The 18,980-nt window shown below is 46.7% G+C and carries 21 protein-coding genes; 5 read left to right on the top strand and 16 right to left on the bottom strand.

Translation table 11 applies throughout. From position 1 onward, the window contains the following. The first annotated feature begins 10 nt into the window (after nucleotides 1–10). Nucleotides 11–1,225: an ATP-dependent RNA helicase SrmB gene (gene srmB / locus AC3AP5_RS00695; protein ID WP_272977411.1), complete on the top strand. Its 1,215-nt coding sequence runs from the start codon at nucleotides 11–13 to the stop codon at nucleotides 1,223–1,225. On the opposite strand, the gene AC3AP5_RS00690 is transcribed toward srmB, so the two are convergent. The 4 genes from AC3AP5_RS00690 to pomA form a co-directional block, all read right to left on the bottom strand. Beyond that, the gene (locus AC3AP5_RS00690; RefSeq protein WP_242603672.1) at nucleotides 1,222–1,581 is read right to left on the bottom strand and encodes a VanZ family protein; all 360 of its coding nucleotides are present in this window, start codon (nucleotides 1,579–1,581) and stop codon (nucleotides 1,222–1,224) included. The two genes, srmB and AC3AP5_RS00690, sit on opposite strands and share 4 nt — an antisense overlap. Beyond that, nucleotides 1,574–3,031: a tRNA uracil 4-sulfurtransferase ThiI gene (gene thiI / locus AC3AP5_RS00685; RefSeq protein ID WP_006956357.1), complete on the bottom strand. Its 1,458-nt coding sequence runs from the start codon at nucleotides 3,029–3,031 to the stop codon at nucleotides 1,574–1,576. Before thiI ends, AC3AP5_RS00690 begins: the two co-directional genes overlap by 8 nt. Before the next feature lie 70 nt (nucleotides 3,032–3,101). After that, nucleotides 3,102–4,031, bottom strand: a complete 930-nt coding sequence (locus tag AC3AP5_RS00680) for a flagellar motor protein MotB (RefSeq protein ID WP_272977412.1) — start codon at nucleotides 4,029–4,031, stop codon at nucleotides 3,102–3,104. Between the two features lie 5 nt (nucleotides 4,032–4,036). Further along, nucleotides 4,037–4,804: a flagellar motor protein PomA gene (pomA, locus tag AC3AP5_RS00675; protein ID WP_006956359.1), complete on the bottom strand. Its 768-nt coding sequence runs from the start codon at nucleotides 4,802–4,804 to the stop codon at nucleotides 4,037–4,039. Between the two features lie 171 nt (nucleotides 4,805–4,975). Between pomA and AC3AP5_RS00670 the strand changes: the two genes are divergently transcribed. From AC3AP5_RS00670 to dxs, 3 genes are read left to right on the top strand one after another with little or no spacing between them, the layout of a single operon-like run. Further along, nucleotides 4,976–5,218, top strand: a complete 243-nt coding sequence (locus tag AC3AP5_RS00670) for an exodeoxyribonuclease VII small subunit (RefSeq protein ID WP_006956360.1) — start codon at nucleotides 4,976–4,978, stop codon at nucleotides 5,216–5,218. Then, nucleotides 5,215–6,102 (top strand): (2E,6E)-farnesyl diphosphate synthase, encoded by an 888-nt coding sequence (gene ispA / locus AC3AP5_RS00665; RefSeq protein ID WP_348671155.1) that lies wholly within the window; start codon nucleotides 5,215–5,217, stop codon nucleotides 6,100–6,102. Before AC3AP5_RS00670 ends, ispA begins: the two co-directional genes overlap by 4 nt. 14 nt (nucleotides 6,103–6,116) lie before the next feature. Beyond that, nucleotides 6,117–7,964, top strand: coding sequence for a 1-deoxy-D-xylulose-5-phosphate synthase (dxs, locus tag AC3AP5_RS00660; protein ID WP_487326897.1), 1,848 nt, complete (start codon nucleotides 6,117–6,119; stop codon nucleotides 7,962–7,964). A 14-nt stretch (nucleotides 7,965–7,978) separates the two neighbouring features. Here the strand turns inward: dxs and AC3AP5_RS00655 are convergent, their stop codons facing one another. The 12 genes from AC3AP5_RS00655 to AC3AP5_RS00600 all read right to left on the bottom strand — a co-directional run bounded on the left by AC3AP5_RS00655 (nucleotide 7,979) and on the right by AC3AP5_RS00600 (nucleotide 18,223). Then, nucleotides 7,979–8,473, bottom strand: a complete 495-nt coding sequence (locus AC3AP5_RS00655) for a phosphatidylglycerophosphatase A family protein (RefSeq protein WP_287830809.1) — start codon at nucleotides 8,471–8,473, stop codon at nucleotides 7,979–7,981. Nucleotide 8,474: 1 nt separating this feature from the next. Next, entirely contained in the window at nucleotides 8,475–9,470 is a 996-nt protein-coding gene (thiL, locus tag AC3AP5_RS00650; RefSeq protein WP_487326896.1) for a thiamine-phosphate kinase, read from the bottom strand. A gap of 30 nt (nucleotides 9,471–9,500) precedes the next feature. Beyond that, nucleotides 9,501–9,920 carry a transcription antitermination factor NusB gene (gene nusB / locus AC3AP5_RS00645; RefSeq protein ID WP_006956365.1) on the bottom strand — a complete coding sequence of 140 codons (420 nt, stop codon included), beginning with the start codon at nucleotides 9,918–9,920 and terminating at the stop codon, nucleotides 9,501–9,503. 16 nt (nucleotides 9,921–9,936) lie between these two features. Beyond that, nucleotides 9,937–10,401, bottom strand: a complete 465-nt coding sequence (ribH, locus tag AC3AP5_RS00640; RefSeq protein ID WP_006956366.1) for a 6,7-dimethyl-8-ribityllumazine synthase — start codon at nucleotides 10,399–10,401, stop codon at nucleotides 9,937–9,939. Between the two features lie 53 nt (nucleotides 10,402–10,454). Next, a complete protein-coding gene (locus tag AC3AP5_RS00635) occupies nucleotides 10,455–11,108 on the bottom strand; it encodes a GNAT family N-acetyltransferase (protein WP_006956367.1) in 654 nt (217 codons plus the stop codon). Next, nucleotides 11,108–11,704, bottom strand: a complete 597-nt coding sequence (locus AC3AP5_RS00630; protein WP_040488092.1) for a lysophospholipid acyltransferase family protein — start codon at nucleotides 11,702–11,704, stop codon at nucleotides 11,108–11,110. Before AC3AP5_RS00630 ends, AC3AP5_RS00635 begins: the two co-directional genes overlap by 1 nt. After that, nucleotides 11,704–12,579, bottom strand: a complete 876-nt coding sequence (locus tag AC3AP5_RS00625) for a DUF3014 domain-containing protein (protein ID WP_487326895.1) — start codon at nucleotides 12,577–12,579, stop codon at nucleotides 11,704–11,706. Before AC3AP5_RS00625 ends, AC3AP5_RS00630 begins: the two co-directional genes overlap by 1 nt. Before the next feature lie 28 nt (nucleotides 12,580–12,607). Further along, nucleotides 12,608–13,390 (bottom strand): peroxide stress protein YaaA, encoded by a 783-nt coding sequence (gene yaaA / locus AC3AP5_RS00620; protein ID WP_287830816.1) that lies wholly within the window; start codon nucleotides 13,388–13,390, stop codon nucleotides 12,608–12,610. Between the two features lie 16 nt (nucleotides 13,391–13,406). Next, nucleotides 13,407–14,354 carry a protein translocase subunit SecF gene (gene secF, locus AC3AP5_RS00615; RefSeq protein WP_006956371.1) on the bottom strand — a complete coding sequence of 316 codons (948 nt, stop codon included), beginning with the start codon at nucleotides 14,352–14,354 and terminating at the stop codon, nucleotides 13,407–13,409. Nucleotides 14,355–14,362: 8 nt separating this feature from the next. Further along, nucleotides 14,363–16,207: a protein translocase subunit SecD gene (gene secD, locus AC3AP5_RS00610; protein WP_272977984.1), complete on the bottom strand. Its 1,845-nt coding sequence runs from the start codon at nucleotides 16,205–16,207 to the stop codon at nucleotides 14,363–14,365. Between the two features lie 24 nt (nucleotides 16,208–16,231). Further along, nucleotides 16,232–16,567: a preprotein translocase subunit YajC gene (yajC, locus tag AC3AP5_RS00605; protein ID WP_006956373.1), complete on the bottom strand. Its 336-nt coding sequence runs from the start codon at nucleotides 16,565–16,567 to the stop codon at nucleotides 16,232–16,234. A gap of 135 nt (nucleotides 16,568–16,702) precedes the next feature. Further along, nucleotides 16,703–18,223 carry a sigma-54-dependent transcriptional regulator gene (locus AC3AP5_RS00600; RefSeq protein ID WP_487326894.1) on the bottom strand — a complete coding sequence of 507 codons (1,521 nt, stop codon included), beginning with the start codon at nucleotides 18,221–18,223 and terminating at the stop codon, nucleotides 16,703–16,705. A gap of 132 nt (nucleotides 18,224–18,355) precedes the next feature. On the opposite strand from AC3AP5_RS00600, the gene AC3AP5_RS00595 reads away from it, so the two are divergent. Further along, the gene (locus AC3AP5_RS00595; RefSeq protein WP_487326893.1) at nucleotides 18,356–18,979 is read left to right on the top strand and encodes a trimeric intracellular cation channel family protein; all 624 of its coding nucleotides are present in this window, start codon (nucleotides 18,356–18,358) and stop codon (nucleotides 18,977–18,979) included. The last annotated feature ends 1 nt before the right edge of the window (nucleotide 18,980 follow it).

The following is an 18,980-nucleotide window of genomic DNA, read 5'->3' as shown; positions in this document are numbered from 1 at the left end:
AATTCAGTGAATGACGCCAGATTGGCAAGAATTAGAGCTTGATGATGCGCTCATATCAGTACTTAAAGCAGCCGGTCTCAATAAACCGGCTAAAGTCCAGCAGGCAGCATTGCCAGCCGCAATGGATGGCCATGATCTACTGATCAGCTCGCCCACAGGTACAGGCAAAACCTTAGCGTTTTTGCTTCCTGTGCTACAGCACATGATGGACTTTCCTCGCAAGCAACCGGGGGCTGCGCGCGCACTTATTTTGGCGCCAACTCGTGAGTTGGCGGAACAAATCTATCAACAAGCAGAGATGTTTCGTGCGCTCACAGAGCTCTCTTCTGTCGTTGTTACTGGCGGCGTCAATTACGGTAGTCAGTTGAGCCGACTGGAGCAGAGCCATGATATAGTCATCGCAACGCCAGGCAGGCTATTAGACTTATTAGAAGCCGAGCAATACGAGCTTGAAGCCGTTGAATGGTTAGTTATTGACGAAGCCGATCGTATGCTGGATATGGGCTTTAAAGATGTTGTTAAAGACATTGCGCTGCACGCGCGCAATCGCCAACATGCAATTCTTTGTTCGGCGACGATTGAAAGTGACGGTGTGAAAGCATTCTCGCGTGCGCTGTTAAATGAACCCGAACTTATTGAGGTCACGCCTCCTAAGCGAGAACGCGGTAAAATAATTGAACACGCATATCTTGCAGATACCGATGATCACAAGCGTCAGTTGTTGATGGCGTTATTAAAGCAGCATAGTGGTCGCTCGATTGTTTTTGCGCGCACCCGCGAACGAGTGCAGGCGCTAGCCAGCTTTCTCCAATCACAAGACGTGCCTGTCATGTTTTTACGTGGTGACTTACCACATGCTGAACGACAACAGAAAATCATCGAATTTAAGCGTCGTGATAACGCCGTGTTAGTCGCAACTGATGTAGCTTCTCGCGGACTCGATATTGACGATATTAAATTGGTTATTAACTATGATTTGCCTAAACAGGCAGACGTTTATGTGCATAGAATAGGTCGTACTGCCCGCGCCGGCCAAAAAGGGTTAGCTATTTCACTCGTAGAGGCGCACGATGCACTTCTGTTAGGAAAAATCGAACGCTACATGGAGCATCGTCTTGATAGACGTGTGATTGATGGGCTCAAGCCGCAGTATAAATTTCCATCGACAGACAAAAAGCGTGTTAAGAAGAAGAAGCAAAATAAGAAAACAAAGAAGCGCCGTTAATCGCGGCGCTTTCGATAGAGCCACAGCAAGGTAAAGTAAGCCGTCACGCCCGCAGCATCAGCAAGCCAATCCATTACGTCAGAGCCTCGCCCTGGAATATAATACTGAATCACTTCTATCGCACAGCCATATATGAGTAGCAGTGAGCTTGCGAGTTTACCCGATAGGTCAAAGGCCTTGTGAAGGGTCACGCTCAACAGGAAAAAAGCACTAAAATGAACCCATTTGTCTGCATGAGGGATCATACGGCTCGCTTCATGACTTGGAAACTGCCATAAGAACGCGATGGTGATCACAATTAATAAGCTTAAAAAAATCGCACGCGCAAACATGCGAGAACTCGTTAGGTTACTCAACGTCCTGTCCTTCATACACCGAAACGTTACTGTATCCTGCTTCCTGCAGAAGTAACGTTTGCATTTTACTCATCACACCCTGCGAACAATATAATAGATAGTGATTTGCGTCATCCAGTTTTACAAATTCTGACTGAACCTTGAAGAATGGCATTTCAATCACCTCAAAGGAGGTCGATAGCGGTTGCTCTTCAATTTCGTCGGCTGTTCGAATATCGATGATGACCTTAGGCTTATCTGTCGCTGTATGCTTTATTTGTACTTGGTCCTGTGCTGCCTTAGCAATGTCTTGCATACTAAGTACTTGGGCATTGCGAACGACTTGCTCAATAAGCGACATATCGAGCTTTGCTTCTTCTGCTAAGATAGCTCGCTCGTCGGCCTTTACGGTGGGTTTATTGGAAATAACACCACAATACTCTGGGATTGTTTTCGCTAAAGCTTCGGTTCCAATGCGCTTCGCTTGATCAACGATGGTTTGTTTGTCCGCTGTAATAAGTGGACGCAATACCAGTGTATCTGTCGCTTTATCGATGACTTGTAAGTTAGCCAACGTCTGGCTCGATACTTGTCCAATCGCTTCACCTGTGACCAACGCTTGCGCTTTTAAAAAGCCCGCAACACGCGTTGCTGCTCGTAGCATTTGACGTTTTAGAACAACTCCCATGGCACCGTTGTCGACGTGGGTCAGAATATCTTCTACGATAGGCGCGAAGTCCACGCTGATAAACTTAATGGGATGCGACTTACTGTAACGGTCCCAAAGATAATGACATATTTGCTTAACGGCGACTTCGTGCGCGTCGCCACCGAGATTAAAAAAACAAAAGTGTGTGCGCGCGCCACGACGAATGAAGTCAAAGCTCGCAACACTCGAGTCGAAGCCGCCGCTCATGAGGCTCACCACGGTCTCCTGAGTAGGAATAGGAAAACCGCCCAGGCCCTGCCTCCGGGTACCCACTAACTGAATATTTTGCTCAATAATTTGCAAAGTAATTTCATGCTCAGGCGCCTTTAATTGCACTTTTGCAGTCGGTTGATGCTCAAGAAGGTAGCCACCGATGTAGCGCTCCAGCTGTTGTGAAGAGAAATCATGATGCCCTTTACGCTTTACTCTGACCGCAAAGGTTTGTTGAGCGATTTTTTCTAGCCAGAACTGCGCGACCCACTCGGCAAGGATCTCGAACTCATCCAGGGGGCGCTCAACCACCTCAGCGAACCATGAAATCCCTGGCGTACAAGCCAATTTATCAATCACCGCTTGACGTACATCTTCCTCTTCTGAGGGAGTACTCACTTCGATACGGTCCCACAACCATTTTACGTAGAGACCAGCATCTATATCGGCCAACACTTTACGTAGATTATTGGTGAGTACTTTTCCGTAACGCTTACGAACTGAGCGGCTTTTGATGGTGATTTCGGCATGCAACCGTACAACGAACTTCATGGAGGCCCCAGTTTTAGCTAGTCTAAAAACCGATCATTATACGATTTTTTAACGCTGTGAGCCACCCGAGCTAGTCAATTACATCCACCGGATCGGACTCTTTCGCCTTGCCTTGCATAATAGCGATATCAACACGTCGGTTGAGCGCACGATTAGAGGCCGAGTTGTTCGGTACAATCGGTTTTGTATCGGCATAGCCCATCGTAACAAGGCGTGATTGATCGAACCCGTCTACTGTAGTCATCTCTTCAGCAACAGCGACAGCTCGTTTAGCGGATAAATCCCACTTTGAGGTGTACATCTCAGAAACTAACGGTTGATTATCGGTATGCCCCGAGATCGTGATCTCGCCAGGAATATCTTTGAGCGCTTGTGCCACTTCCCGAATGACTGGCTTAAATTGCGGCTGTAAGAACGCAGATCCCTCTGGAAACGAACCATTTTCTTTAATTCGAATAATAATTTGTTGCCCCAATTGCTCTAATTCTAATGAGCCGGCCTTGATGTTATCACTTAATTGCTCTCGGATACGCTCCATTAGCTCCTTAACTTGCTGCTCTACCGCTGGATCGGACTCGCTTCCGTCAGCGGCCTTCTTGTCCTCCTCGCTGTCAGCTTGCTGTCCGCCCCGTTCGACCTGCTTACCTCCTGCAAAGTCTGATTCCCCATCTTGAAACTCCAAGGTTTGTTGGGTCATTTCGACTGTTTGTTGCTGAATGGTCTCGATGGGCGTAGGTTCAGGACGCCCAGGCCGAAATTCCTGTGCAATAATACTTGTTCCCTTGGGTATGTCTTTTACTTCAATTTTATTCTGAACACCCAGCGCATACTTCATAGAGCCGGCAATTTGCTTGAATTTAAGAACATCCATTTCAGAGAACGCAAGAAGCAGCACGAAGAAGCACATTAGTAGTGTCATTAAATCAGCAAAAGTCGCCATCCACATAGGAAGCCCAGGGGGCGGGCAACGGCATTCTTCTTGATCGTCTGCGGCAGCCATAGGCGCTATTCGTCCTCATTCCCTTCATTGACACGTTTGGATTCGGCGAGGTAATTACGTAGCAAGCCCTCAATAACCCGTGGGTTTTGTCCATCCTGAATTCCTAAAATAGCATCCAAAATGAGCTGCCGGTTCAGCTTTTCCTGTTCCGCTCGCAGCACCAATTTATTCGCAATGGGAATCGCAATCACGTTGGCCAAAAATGCACCATACAGTGTTGTTAGCAATGCAACCGACATCGCCGGACCAATAGCCTTGGGGTCATCCATATTAGCGAGCATCGCAACCAATCCAATGAGCGTACCAATCATCCCCATTGCCGGTGCTACGTCAGCCAAAATTTTAAAAAACCGAGCCCCCTCTTCATGTCGGGTAAAGCTCATGCTAATGTCTTTGCTTAAAGTGTGCTTGACCACTTCCGCGTCATGACCGTCCACCAGCATATCCACGCCTTTACGAAAAAAAGGATTAGGAATCTCTGCCTCTTCCAACGCTAGGAAGCCACCTTTACGCGCCGAGTCAGCCATTTCGACGGCACTATCGATAAGTTCTTGAGGGTGTTCTATTTTAAAAAAGAAAGCTTTTACTACGACTTTGCCGGTGGCAAAAAACTGTTGTAGTGGAAAGTTGGCCATAACGATAAACAGCGAACCACCCACAACAATCAATAAAGACTGAGTGTCAATGAAAAGACCGGGGTCACCACCCAATATCATCGCGGCAACAACAAAGCCTATGGCTCCAATGATCCCAACCAGCGTTGCTATATCCACTCAGCTTCCTCCACTTCACGCGATAAATTTGGCACGTGATCAATTTTAAACATCCCACTCACTGTGGCAACCTATATTGTAAATTTAAGTAAACCACGCATTGATCATCGGCTGACAATCGAGTTTCTTTATATGATAATGAGCCTATATTGAAACTAAAGGTGACGCATTATGGCAAAGAAGGAAGACAACCTATCGTTTGAACAAGCATTGCAACAACTTGAACAGTTAGTGAATGAGCTTGAGCAAGGCGACCTTCCATTGGAGACGTCATTAGAAAAGTTTGAACAAGCCGTAAAGCTATCACGTTTAAGCCAAGCGCAGTTGCAGTCAGCAGAACAAAAGGTTTCAACGTTACTAGAAAAAAACGGCGAACAGGTGCTGAGTGAACAGCACAGTGAGGCGCGCGAGTGAATATTAAGCAGTTTACAGCCGAGGTCCGTAGTGCCGTCGATAACCGATTAAACCAACTGATCGAATCACACATTGCTTCTAGTTCACTTAAAGAAGCCATGGCATACGGCGTCTTACTTGGCGGCAAGCGTATCCGTCCCTACTTAACGATGGCAGTGGCCGAATTATGTGGGGCTGAAACTAACGAGGCTTTGGACGCGGCTTGTGCCGTAGAATTGATCCACGCGTACTCATTAATTCATGATGACTTACCGGCGATGGACGACGATGAACTACGCCGAGGTCATCCCACGTGTCACATTAAGTTCGGTGAAGCGACAGCCGTATTAGCCGGTGATGCGCTGCAAACACTCGCTTTTGAGGTATTAAGCACCAACTTAGAGGCTAAACTTCCCTCTCAACGACGCATCGCAATGATCCAGCATTTGGCCAGCGCCAGTGGTGCTAAAGGTATGTGTTTTGGACAGGCGCTGGATTTAGATGCCACCGGGCGCGCCATTGATGAGCTTGAACTTGAAAAGATACATCGTCACAAAACCGGTGCTTTAATACGTGCCTCTGCGGCACTTGGAGTGCTTGCAGGTAACGACGAAAGCCAACAATACTTAGATCACTTTTGTGATTTCGCCAGCTGGATTGGACTTGCTTATCAAGTTTACGACGATATTCTTGACGTCGTCGGAAACACTGAAGTTATGGGTAAGCCACAAGGTTCAGATGAAGCCCACCACAAGGCGACTTACGTTGCGCTACTGGGGCTTGACGGAGCCAGTGAAAAACTGCTGTCATTGCATCAACAAGCACTACTGTCACTCAACAAGATCCCGTACAATACCCAAAAACTAGAAACATTTTCAGAGATCTTGCTGAAGCGCGATCACTAAGTAATACGAGACCTATGACCAAATTATTAGACGGTATTGAATACCCAACAGATCTACGCAAGCTGCCTACACATCAATTAAACGCGCTCTGTGAGGAAGTACGCGCCTACTTACTGGACTCTGTCAGTCGCAGTAGTGGTCACTTAGCATCAGGGCTGGGTACAGTTGAACTGACCGTCGCTCTGCACTACGTCTACAACACACCAAAAGATAAGTTAGTTTGGGACGTTGGTCATCAAGCCTATCCCCATAAGATTTTAACAGGACGAAAAAAGGCGCTGCATACAATCAGACAGAAAGATGGTTTGCACCCATTCCCATGGCGGGAAGAAAGTGAGTATGACGTTTTGTCTGTTGGTCACTCCAGTACCTCAATCTCAGCAGCATTAGGTATGGCGGTTGCCGCCCAGCGCAGTGGTTCTAACGAAAAGGTCGTCTCAATTATTGGTGACGGTGCAATGACAGCCGGCATGGTGTTTGAAGCGATGAACCATGCAGGCGATATTAAGCCTGACATGTTAGTGGTACTAAATGATAACGACATGTCGATTTCTGAGAACGTAGGTGCCTTGAATCAGCATTTCGCGCGTCTTTTGTCGGGGCGTTTCTATACCAAAATACGTGAGCAAGGCAAAAAACTGCTTAAGCCGTTACCGCCTATCCATCACTTAGCTAGCCGTGCTGAAGAGCATATGAAAGGTATGATGGCACCCGGTACTATCTTTGAAGAGCTCGGATTTAATTATATTGGTCCCATTGATGGGCACGATGTGGACACCTTAGTTGAAACGCTGCGTAATATGAAGCACTTACGCGGTCCACAGCTGCTTCACGTAGTCACGCAAAAGGGAAAAGGCTATCGGCCTGCAGAAGCCGATCCTATCGGTTATCATGGCGTGCCTAAATTTGATCCGTCGCTGTCCAAGCTACCGGCGAAAAAGCCCGGAATCCCAAGTTACTCAGAGGTATTCGGTGATTGGTTGTGTGATCACGCACAAGACGATGCCAAGTTAATGGCCATTACCCCTGCAATGCGAGAGGGGTCGGGAATGGTCAAATTCTCAAAACTTTATCCCGAGCAATATTTTGATGTCGCTATCGCCGAGCAGCACAGCGTAACTTATGCGGCTGGGCTCGCCATTGCTGGTCTTAAACCTGTTGTGGCTATTTATTCAACCTTTTTGCAGCGCGCCTATGATCAAGTCATTCATGATGTTGCGTTACAAAATCTCGATGTTTTGTTCGCTATTGATCGCGCAGGTATTGTTGGTGCAGACGGACCTACTCACCAAGGTGCATTTGACTTAAGTTACCTCCGTTGCATTCCAAATATGGTCGTTATGACACCCAGTGACGAACAGGAGTGTCGCGATATGCTTTACACTGGCTATTGCCATCAGGGGCCTGCTGCAGTCCGCTATCCCCGTGGTAGCGGTACCGGTGTCACATTACGAGAACACGATAAGTTACTTACGTTAGGTGAAGCAAACATCATACGTCAGGGTAACGACGTTGCGATCCTAAACTTTGGCACGCTGCTACCCGAGGCTATCGCGGTCGCCGAAGATATCAATGCAACAGTAGTCGATATGCGCTTTGTGAAGCCACTTGATAAGCAAGTCGCGATTGATTGCGCTCGTCGCCATCAGCTTGTTGTAACGCTTGAAGAAAATGCCATCGCAGGTGGTGCAGGTAGTGCCGTAAACGAAGCACTGGCGAATTCAGGAATCAATACTCAAGTTCTAAATATTGGTTTACCTGATGAGTTTATAAAGCACGGTAGTCAAGATGAGGTTAAACAAGAAATTGGACTGAACGCTACGGCGATTAAGTCGCGTATACAAGACTATTTAAACAGCTAACAGGCGCCACGCGCCTACAAAAACCAGTCACGACCGATTGTTGTCGCAAGTATCAGTTGTAAAACGAGGTTGCTCGCGATCCCCGCGAGCACGTCATCTAACATAATACCTGTTCCGCCATGCAGGCGTTTGTCCAACCAGCTAATTGGCCATGGTTTGAGAATGTCGAAGACGCGAAAGACCAAAAAGCCGACCATAAGTAAAGCCCAGTTAGCTGGCATGGCCCACATGGTAAACATCAAGCCGACGAACTCATCCCAAACAATTGCTGGATGATCGTGTACACCCATTTTATCGGCCGCACTGCGACAAATATAGATGCCTAGCAGGGTGCTAAGCGCGACAAACAGGCTATAGCTAGTGATGTCTAACCAGAGCATACCGTAGACCAATGGAACAGCAGCCAACGTGCCGAACGTGCCCGGCGCCTTTGGTGCTAGTCCAGAGCCAAATCCAAGAGCAAGTAAATCAACTGGATTCGCAAGTGAAAGCCCAGGAAATCGGCGCATATTAGGACGCTCCAAAATGGTTGTAACCCAATTCAATTTTAGGGAGTTCCCACGGCTCGCCTTGGTAAGTCATTCTCACCTGACGTGTCTCATCCTTTACCATTCGACCGATACAGATAGGTTTGTCTTTTAGATGTGACGTGATAGTTTCAAGTCGTCCGCGATTCTGCTCTGGTACAGTAAACAAAAGTTCATAGTCATCACCCGCAGTTAATGCCAATGAAAACGCCTCATCCAAGTCGAGAGTTTCAGTTAAAGCCATCGATAAAGGCAATTTATCAAGCTCTAACTGAACGCCCATTTGAGCGTTTGTAGGCAACAAATGAGACAAGTCTGCCAATAGGCCGTCTGAAACATCGATGCAACTATTAGCAACACCCCGTAATAGCTGCCCTAAAGCGACTCTCGGAGTGGGATAGTGCAATCGATTAATTAATGACTGTAAATGGCGATGAGTTGCCGACAATTCACCTTGTAATAACCGCAATGCTAAACCCGCATCACCTAACGAGCCACTCACGTACAGCCAATCTCCAGCCCGCGCTTGATCGCGTCTAATCGCCGTACCGTTGGGCACAACGCCTTGAGCAGTATAAGTCAACGTTAAAGGACCACGCGTTGTATCACCACCTATCAGATCACACTCATAGTAGTTTGAGATTTCTTTTAAGCCTTCGCTAAAATCGTGCAGCCAATCAGTATCAACTCGCGGTAAAGTCAGTGCCAGACTTCCCCAACTCGGCACTGCCCCCATCGCCGCTAAATCACTTAAGTTCACGGCGACTAATTTGTGTCCAATTGCACGTGGGGGGGTATTTTTATCAAAATGAACGCCCTCGACCATGGTATCCGTCACAGTAACGAGTTGATGATCTTCAGGCACTTCTGTCACAGCGCCGTCATCTCCTACGCCAACGATGACATCGCCACGATAAGATTCAGCTTTAAAGTAGTGTTCAATCAGATTGAATTCGTCGAGTTTTGGAGTCTGTGTCATAAGGGAGAAGAGCGGCGCACCGCTCTTTTATTATTGGCGGGCAGGTCTTAATGCATCGACAGCTTTGTCGAGTACACCATTCACAAAGCGGTGGCTATCATCAGCACCGAACGACTTGGCTAATTCGATAGCTTCATTAATTGCTACTTTATAGGGTACATCGTAACGTTCACGTAGCTCATACGCAGCGATACGTAGGACCGCAAGCTCTACCGGATCCAATTCGCTGATCGGTCGATCAAGATAGGGTGCTATCGCTTCATCTAGGCTTTTATAGAACGCACCCACTCCTCGAAGCAACTCCAGAAAGTAATCCACATCAACTTTACTGGTGTCATTGTCGGTTAGAAACTGTGCTTCTATCTCATTAAATGTATTTTGCGATAACTGCCACGAGTAGACCGCTTGTACTGCAAGCTTTCTCGCTTTTCTGCGTGCTGCTGGTTTCATTCTTAATGCGTTCCTGTTAAATCTTATCCAAGACGTTAACCATCTCTAACGCACTCAATGCTGCTTCAGAGCCTTTATTACCGGCTTTTGAACCGCTGCGCTCGATGGCTTGTTCCAGCGTGTCAGTGGTAATAATACCGAACGCCACTGGTAGACCAAATTCCATAGCAACTCGGCCTAAGCCGCTATTACTTTCTCCAGCGACAAAATCAAAGTGCGGTGTTCCACCTCGAATAACTGCGCCGACCGCAATAATCGCATCAAACTTATCCGATTCTGCGAGTCGCTTCGCGGTTACTGGGATTTCGTAAGCACCCGGCACTCTAACCACGGTAATATCGTCATCTGCGACCTGACCATATTGCTTTAGTGTCTGCACAGCGCCCTGAAGGAGGCTTTCAACGACAAAGTGATTAAAACGAGAGACGATAATAGCAAACTTTTTGCCTGGTGCGTTTATGCCACCCTCAATGATATGCATGCTTGGAATTCCTTGTGATCTCAATAATGCGCAAATAATACCATATTTTAACGTTATTTTCGGGCTAACGTATAAGAATAAAATACTTCATGTGTATCCCTATTCATCGCCACCTTTCGTGCTGCGCTATTATCCAATACAGCGAGCGCCGATTGGTTTGACTCAGAAACAGGGAATAGCACTTGACCCCAGGGCCAGCCAGCTCTTAACCAGTCGGTCGTCAGCGCAAACAAATCATTATGTAGGTTATCGGCGACTGCCTTTTTTCCTAACCACCACGTCACTTCCGCTTGAATATTGCTGGTATCAAGCGCAGCACCATTACCACGCTCTGCTGAAACTGGAGCAAAGTACACCATGCCAACCACTTTGTTCCGCTTTTTATCAGTGACGACAAAGCTAAAGCCATTTTTTTGCTTCATCTGCTTTAGCAGATGTTGCACCATCGATGCGTTCTGTTCTTCCGACGTTTTACTACTGGGCCAGCTCCATCCAAGCTGATGATACAACCAAGCTTGAGAGTCCATGTAAGCGCGATAGATAGCACTGGCATCATCAGCTTTAAGTGCTGTTATTTCGAGTCGAGAGGACTCAATACGCTGCCCCATTGACCAATCGTCTTGCCAAAACTCGGCTGCGCCGAGGTTTTCACTCAGCGCAAGAGCGAACACAGTCCAAAAAATGATACAAAGACGCCGAACGACCATTACGCGCGCTTACCCTGTGCATGAGCGAAAAACGACTTTACACGTTCCAACTCACGTTCGATTTCGCCATTAATCATCATCGCAGGGCCTATATCAATTGCTTTACGAGCAAAGTCCATCGCAACAGGCACAACCGGTACATTTGCCTGCTTTGCAATATGCAAAAAACCTGACTTCCATTGCTTCACTTTTTTGCGAGTGCCCTCGGGCGTGATCACTAAAACTAATTCGTGCTTGGTCTTAAACTCTTCAACCATTTTACCAACGACACCATTCGCGGCAGAACGATCAATCGGGATGCCTCCTAATTTGAGCATTAAACGCTTAATAGGGAACCGGAACAAACTCGCTTTCCCCAAATAGTTCAGCTTTAAGCCCATTGCGAGCATCACAAACACGCCAACAGGGAAATCCCAATTTGAAGTATGCGGCGCAATGGGGATAATTGCCTGACGGCTATTTGGCATGGAACCATTAATTTTCCATCCCCCCATTAATCGCATCCCCACTCGCCCTATCCAACGCGAAAAGCGATTCCCCTGTGACGGGAAATCGCCCTCTAAATTATTAGGTATTGAATCTTGATTTTCTGTCATTAATTCTCTCGAAACGCTGCTTTTACTTCTCTTAACTTAGCCTTGATTCGTTCAATATTGTTCGGTCCCATGCGCAATAGCTGCTTCTGTGCTGGCGGTAAGGCCTCAAGCGACGAATCGTGATACGTGTACATGACACTGTCATCGTCGACTTGCACCAAAGACTCTGGCACGGGTGTTTCTAACAAGACATTAATCGCTTCTATAATCGCATTTTTGAACTCACTGTCAGGGTAACCGATTTCACCGTATGCCTCTTGAAGCAACGGTTTAAACAACTCGTAGTTATCCACTAATGCATTGGCATCCAGGCTGGTAAACCAGTCAACGATAGGATCGTAACGTTGATAGCTTTGCTCATCAATATACAAGTCGCCCTCGACTTCAATCACTGAGAACCGGCCATCTGGGCGCTGCACTACGGTTCTGTCAGTCACCAACATGCCATTTCTTAGGTTATCGATAATAACCACAGCGTCTTTAATCAGTTGCGAGCTCTTCAGTGGCTGTATCTCTATGCCACTATTATCCAATTCTTGCAGCACTGTCGGGGTGCTCTCGTTGAGATCAGGTAGCGTGATAGCCGGTTCTGGCTCTTCCACCACTTCGGTGGTCGGCTCTGGCGTCGCTGCTGATTCAGGATCTGGTTCTGGCTGCGGCTGTGGCTCAGGCTCTTTCGGTTCGACCGCAGGCGCCTCTTCAGGCTGCTTTGGCAAATCCATCGACTGTGTCTGTTTTGCCTCGTTGTTATTTGAGCCACTTAACATCCACCAACTAACGCCACCAATAATAATAGCGACAATAATAACCGCAACGACCCAGCGAGCGGTGTTGCTACTGCTTTCTTTACCAGGATAATTATCTTGTTCTGCCATGCCCTGCGGTCCTCATTGTTGCAATAGATTAAGGTCGTTCGCTTTCAGCGCGCTTGAATACAAGTTCTTTTTCGTTAGATTCAGATTCTGAAAAACGATAACCCGCATAGTCAAACGCTTTTAAATCAGACACATTTTCAGGCTTTTGGTTCACCATAAAGCGCGCCATTAACCCTCGTGCTTTCTTCGCATAAAAACTAATGACCTTAAACTGGCCGTTTTTTTCATCCTTAAACACTGGCGTAATGAGCTGAGCGTTCAATGCCTTTTTGTTGACTGATGAAAAGTACTCGTTAGAAGCCAAGTTGACCAATACATCGCTGCCCGTTTGCTTCAAATCCGCATTGAGCATTTCAGTAATTTGGTCACCCCAAAACTCATAAAGATTTTTACCGCGCTGATTATCGAGCTTAGTCCCCATCTCGAGACGATAAGGCTGCATCAAATCAAGCGGCCTTAGCAAGCCGTATAATCCCGACAAAATTCTAAGTTGCTGTTGCGCTGATCGCACTTCTTCGTGAGTCATTGAGTCAGCATCTAAGCCCGCATAAACATCACCATTAAATGCGTAAATAGCGGGTCGTGCATTATCTTCATTAAATGGACGGGTCCACTCAGTAAATCGAGCCGCATTTAAACCCGCCAATTTGTCACTGATCTTCATCAGCGATCCAAGCTGCTGTGGAGTCAGCTCGCGGCAACGTTGAACCAGTATTTCAGCCTCATCAAGCAACCGAGGTTGCGTTGCTTCTACCGCAAGATGTTCGGATTCATAATCTAAATTCTTGGCCGGCGAAAGTACCGCGAGCATATTAATCTCCTATGAACTATTGCAGCGGATCTTGATCCGCACCTTCTTTTTCGACTTCTGTTGGCATCAGATCGTCACGGCTAACACCTAACGATAACGCTACGCTGCTTGCTACGAAAATTGACGAATAAGTACCGACAAATACACCAAATAATAGCGCAGTGGCAAAGCCATGGATCAACTGTCCACCAACAAAGAACAGCGCCAACAACACTAAAATAGTGGTTAATGACGTAATCAACGTACGGCTCATGGTATCCGTTAACGCTCGGTTAATAACCTGCGTTGGTGTCAACTTAGCGTACTTACGGAACGTCTCACGTACGCGATCCGAGACAACCACAGTATCGTTAATTGAGTAACCTATCACCGCAAGAAGTGCCGCCAACACGGTTAAGTCAAACTCGAGACCCAAAGCCGAGAATAAACCCAGCGTTAAAATAACATCGTGCGCGAGTGCTGAAACAGCACCAACAGCCAAACGCCATTCGAAACGCATTGCGATATATATCAAGATACATATCAACGCGGTCAGCATCGCTAACCCGCCCTGTTCGACAAATTCGTCACCCACGTTAGGTCCCACAAATTCGATCCGACGCATTTCGATGGAATTATCAATTCCTTCACGCAGGGTCGTTAAAATTTGTGTTCCCAGCTCCTCCGCTTTTACACCCTCTCTAGGTGCCAATCGGATCAATAAATCTTGCTGGGTGCCGTAGTTCTGCACCACAGCATCATCAAAACCACCGGCTTCAAGCGTACTGCGAACCTGATCAAGCTCAGCCGCTTGTGGAAAACCGACTTCAATAAGCGTTCCGCCAGTAAAGTCTAAGCCAAAGTTAAGTTTGTTTACCGATAACGAAACAATTGACGCGATAAGGAGCAAGCCACTGATGAGCGCGAATACTCCACGGAAGCGCATGAATCCTATGCGTTCTTTTGTTTTAATAAACTGTCTCATCATTCACCCTAAATTGATAACTTGCTTAAACGCTTACCACCCCATACGGAGTTCACTATCGCTCGCGTGCCTACTATTGCAGTAAACATCGAAGTGATAATACCGATCGCCAATGTAATCGCGAACCCTTTAACCGGGCCATTACCTACGGCAAAGAGGATAATCGCAGCGATCAACGTGGTAATGTTCGCATCAGCGATGGTCGACAAGGCACTATCATAACCATGATGAATCGCTTGTTGCGGACTTCGCTTAGCGCGTATTTCCTCGCGAATACGTTCGAATATCAGCACGTTAGCATCGACCGCCATACCGACTGTCAGAACGATACCTGCCATACCAGGAAGAGTGAGCGTTGCACCCGGTATCATCGACATAACACCAATGATAAGCACGATATTAGCTGCCAAAGCCATGTCAGCAACAAGACCAAACTTACGGTAATAGATAACCATAAATAGGAGCACTAACACCAAGCCCCAAATAATCGCTTGAGTACCTGCATCGATATTTTGTTGACCTAAACTCGGACCCACTGTCCGTTCTTCAACAATTTGAATCGGCGCAATCAACGCACCCGCACGGAGCAAGAGTGAAAGGTTTTGCGCTTCTTGCGGACCTACACCGGTGATACGGAAGCTGCTACCTAAACGAGATTGAATTGTTGCCACACTGACGACTTCTGCTTTCTTATTAAATTGCAGGTTACCCTCAGCATCGCGTTCGCCGGTTGATTCATACTCCATGAATACCGTAGCCATTGGTTTGCCGACATTGTCTTTGGTCGCCAATGACATCTTGTCACCGCCAACACCATCCAACTCGATATTTACCTGAGGACGGTTATATTCGTCGTAACCAACGCCCGCATTAACAATATGGTCGCCTGTTAGAATCACATCCTCTTTTAACAGCTGTGGACCGCCATTACGCGAAGGGAGTAACTCACTACCAAACGGTACTCGACCATTGACTGCATCTCGTACATCATTTTCGGTATCTACCATGCGAAACTCGAGCGTCGCTGTCGCACCCAAAATTTCTTTAGCACGCGCTGTATCCTGCACGCCCGGCAATTCCACGACAATGCGATTTGCGCCTTGACGCTGGATAACAGGCTCCGCAACACCAAGCTCGTTAACCCGATTACGCATGATAGTAATGTTTTGCGACACCGCATAATCACGCGTTTCCGCGAGTTTTTGCTCGGTCATTCGCATGGTTACAGTATTGGTTTCTGCATCGACAACCATTTGATAGCCTTGATAACGACCATCTAAATACTGCTCTGCCTGTTGAAAGTCTTCATCTGAACGAAGCTCAACGTTAATGGCATTATCTTCAACACTTACGTTAGTGTAACGAATACGCTCCTCGCGCAAAGAGCTACGAATAGTATCTTTCATACCATCTAAGATCTTGCGCATGGCTTCGTTCATATCGATTTCCATCAAGAAATGAACGCCACCACGTAAATCTAGGCCCAATTTCATGGGCTCAGCACCAATACTTTTCAGCCAACTCGGCGTTGCTGGTGCCAAGTTAAGGGCAACAATATAGTGCTCACCTAAGCGCTTATTGAGAGCTTCACGCGCTTGTAGTTGCTCTTTATCGGAGCTCAGTCGTACGAGTACTTGTTCTTGCTCAAGCGCAATCGATTTAGGTGAGATGTCTTCTGACTTAAGCGTTTCGCGAACTAGATCAAGCGTTGCGGCATCTACTGTTGCTTGACGATCTGCGGAAATTTGTACTGCGGGATCTTCGCCGTAAATGTTAGGCAGCGCATACAGCGCTGCCAACAAAATAACGAAAATAACGAGCAGGTTTTTCCACAACGGGTATTTATTTAACACGTCGTGCCTACCTTACATTTTCTATTAGAGAGACTTCATTGTACCTTTAGGAAGAACAGAGGTTACAGCTGCTTTTTGTACTGTCACTTCCATTTCTTCACTCAGCGCGATGACGATAAAATCTTTGTCATCGCTCACTTTAGTAATTTTGCCAACCATGCCGCCTTGAGTGAGTACTTCGTCACCCTTGCTCAGCGAGCCAATGAGCTCTTTATGCTGCTTCATACGCTTCGCTTGTGGACGGTAAATCAGAAAGTAAAATACCAAACCGAATAATAGCAGCATGATGATCAATTCCATGCCGCCACCTTGAGCAGCTGCACCATCTTGCGCGTACGCAGGGCTAATAAAAAAACTCATAATGTTTCCTCAATTGATGTTGCTTTATAATATTTTAACGCCACCCATTTCAGATGAGGGCTGATTTCTTAATTGCAAGTGCTGGCCGCACAGTTTATCGGATTTTTGCCGTGTTTAATATGCCTAACTTTCAACCTATATTGCTAAACCCATCGCTTTAAGCCGACGCCTCAAACCTACTTGGGATACTTTCAATGCCCACATCATTTTTTCTGTATCACCATTGTACCGTTCATAGTGCTCTCGAATCGTCACCTCATCTAAATCCTGCGCTGTTTGAATCCCATCGAAGCGCTGAATAAGCTGATAAACAGAGGCTCGGGATATGTTCAGTTCCCGTGCAGTTGCTTGCAACTCAAAGCGGTTATTCTGTAATGACTCGATGAGTTCATCTTTGCTGACACTGTTAGGCTTACGCGATTTTGTCACTTTTTTGCTGCTGGTTTGCGCTGCTGATTCTTGTTTGTTTGCAAGAATATTAATCAGCTGCGGATCCAAATATAGGCTCTCTTTATCACGGCTATCAATGACAATCTGTCGCGCAACGTTACGCAGTTGTCTCACATTCCCAGGCCAATTAAACATTAACAACTGTACGACTAAGTCAGTAGGGACCTCGGCTGTCATCGCCTTCTCCGCATGAACGCGCGCCCACTGTTCAGCGACAAAGTGATAAAATAACAAACCGATGTCTTCTCGCCGGTCGACCAGGTTCGGAACAAAGAACTGATAAGCTGACAACAAATTATTTAATCGCCACAAGACCGAGCTTTTATTTTCTGGACAGTTGTCGTAAGTACTTGTCAGCATGAATCGACACTTTAGGGCGACCGAGTTAGCATCATTTACTGCCAATACTTTCTGGGCTTTAAACGCCTTAAATATCAGTTCATGGACTTTTTCTGAGGCGTCCTCTAAGTCTTCTAATAGTATCGTTCCACTGCCTGCTTGCTCCAACCAGCCTCTTTTTCTCTGACCATTGCGAACCACGCCAAATAGCTCTTCTTCGGCAACCGCATCATGTATCGCGGCGACGTTCACTGAAATGAACGGTTCATTGGCTTGATCACTGTACTCGTGAATACTGCGTGCAACGTGCTCTTTACCAACACCTGCTGCTCCTCGAATCATGACCGGTAGGCTGAGTCGTGCAATATTTTTTGCTTTATCTCTCACCGCCGCAATATCGGGACTAATACCTAAAATCATGTTGTCATCAGGAACAATCATGTGTTGCAGAGGTAAAAACTTTAAAATGAGTACGACCTTCTGACTCAAGGTCAAAATAACGCCCTCATGCATATCGTCGGCCGTTAACAGGTACTCTTGCTGAAGCGAACGGCCTGGGATCGAAACTTCCGTACTCGTACTGTGAGCGCGAATACGGAACAACTCATCAGAGTCTTTTTGAATGATTAGAGGTGAGCGGCTGATGTGTTGATCAGCCAGCGGTTTACCTGCATATCCGCTTTTTGAGAATTCAGGACGATTACGACTAACATAGCCACGACCCTCACGATCTAAGTCGAGTAATGGCGCGACTTCTCCCACTCGGTTGAGATTTGGGTGAAGCGCAATTACCAACATAGGAACCGCAGCTTGCTGCTTATCCAACGAGTCATCAACATGTTGTGTTTTAATATCGGATATATCCATAGCTTGCTAGTCCTTAAGCATTCTCGTCGTCAACTACAATATAATACTGTGGTGACCTAAAAACTGCTACATTTCTCGTCCCATCTATGGCACTGTTGGCTTTATTTTATCTGCGAAAGCGCCAAGACTAAAATGTCCTCAATTGATCTCTTATTTTACCTTACCGACTTAACAGGTGTCGCGGTATTTGCGGTGGCAGGTACATTACTTGCGTTCCGTAAAAAAATGGACGGCTTTGGCGTTATCATTCTCGCCTCCGCAACCGCCATTGGTGGGGGCACAACGCGCGACCTGATTTTAGGCCTTCCGGTGTTTTGGACACATGACCCAACTTACATTTACGTCATTATCGCGGCCGCCTTGCTTACTATCATTTGGCTAAGATTTAAGTCTTATATTCCTATCAACACATTATTAGTGGCCGATGCTTTTGGTTTAGCATTTTTCGCGACCATGGGCGCACAGAAGACCCTCGCAGCCGACTTTACGCCCTTTATCGCTGTTATTATGGGAACCGTATCAGCGTGCTTTGGCGGCATGTTACGAGATGTGCTCGCTCGTGATGTTCCGATGGTATTAAAAAGTGAACTCTATGCAACGACATGCATCATAGGCGCTACAATTTATACAGTGCTTGTTCCCTACTTCCCTGTAACCGCATTAGTGGCGAGTATGCTGGTAACCTTAGTCGTCCGACTCGGGGCTATCAAATACCAGTGGTCGCTCCCCGTATTTAAAGAGTATGAGCACCACTAGC

The organism is Idiomarina sp. D18, assembly GCF_057748155.1.
The sequence above is the reverse complement of the archived record's forward strand: the minus strand, read 5'-3'. Positions and strand labels throughout refer to the sequence as shown.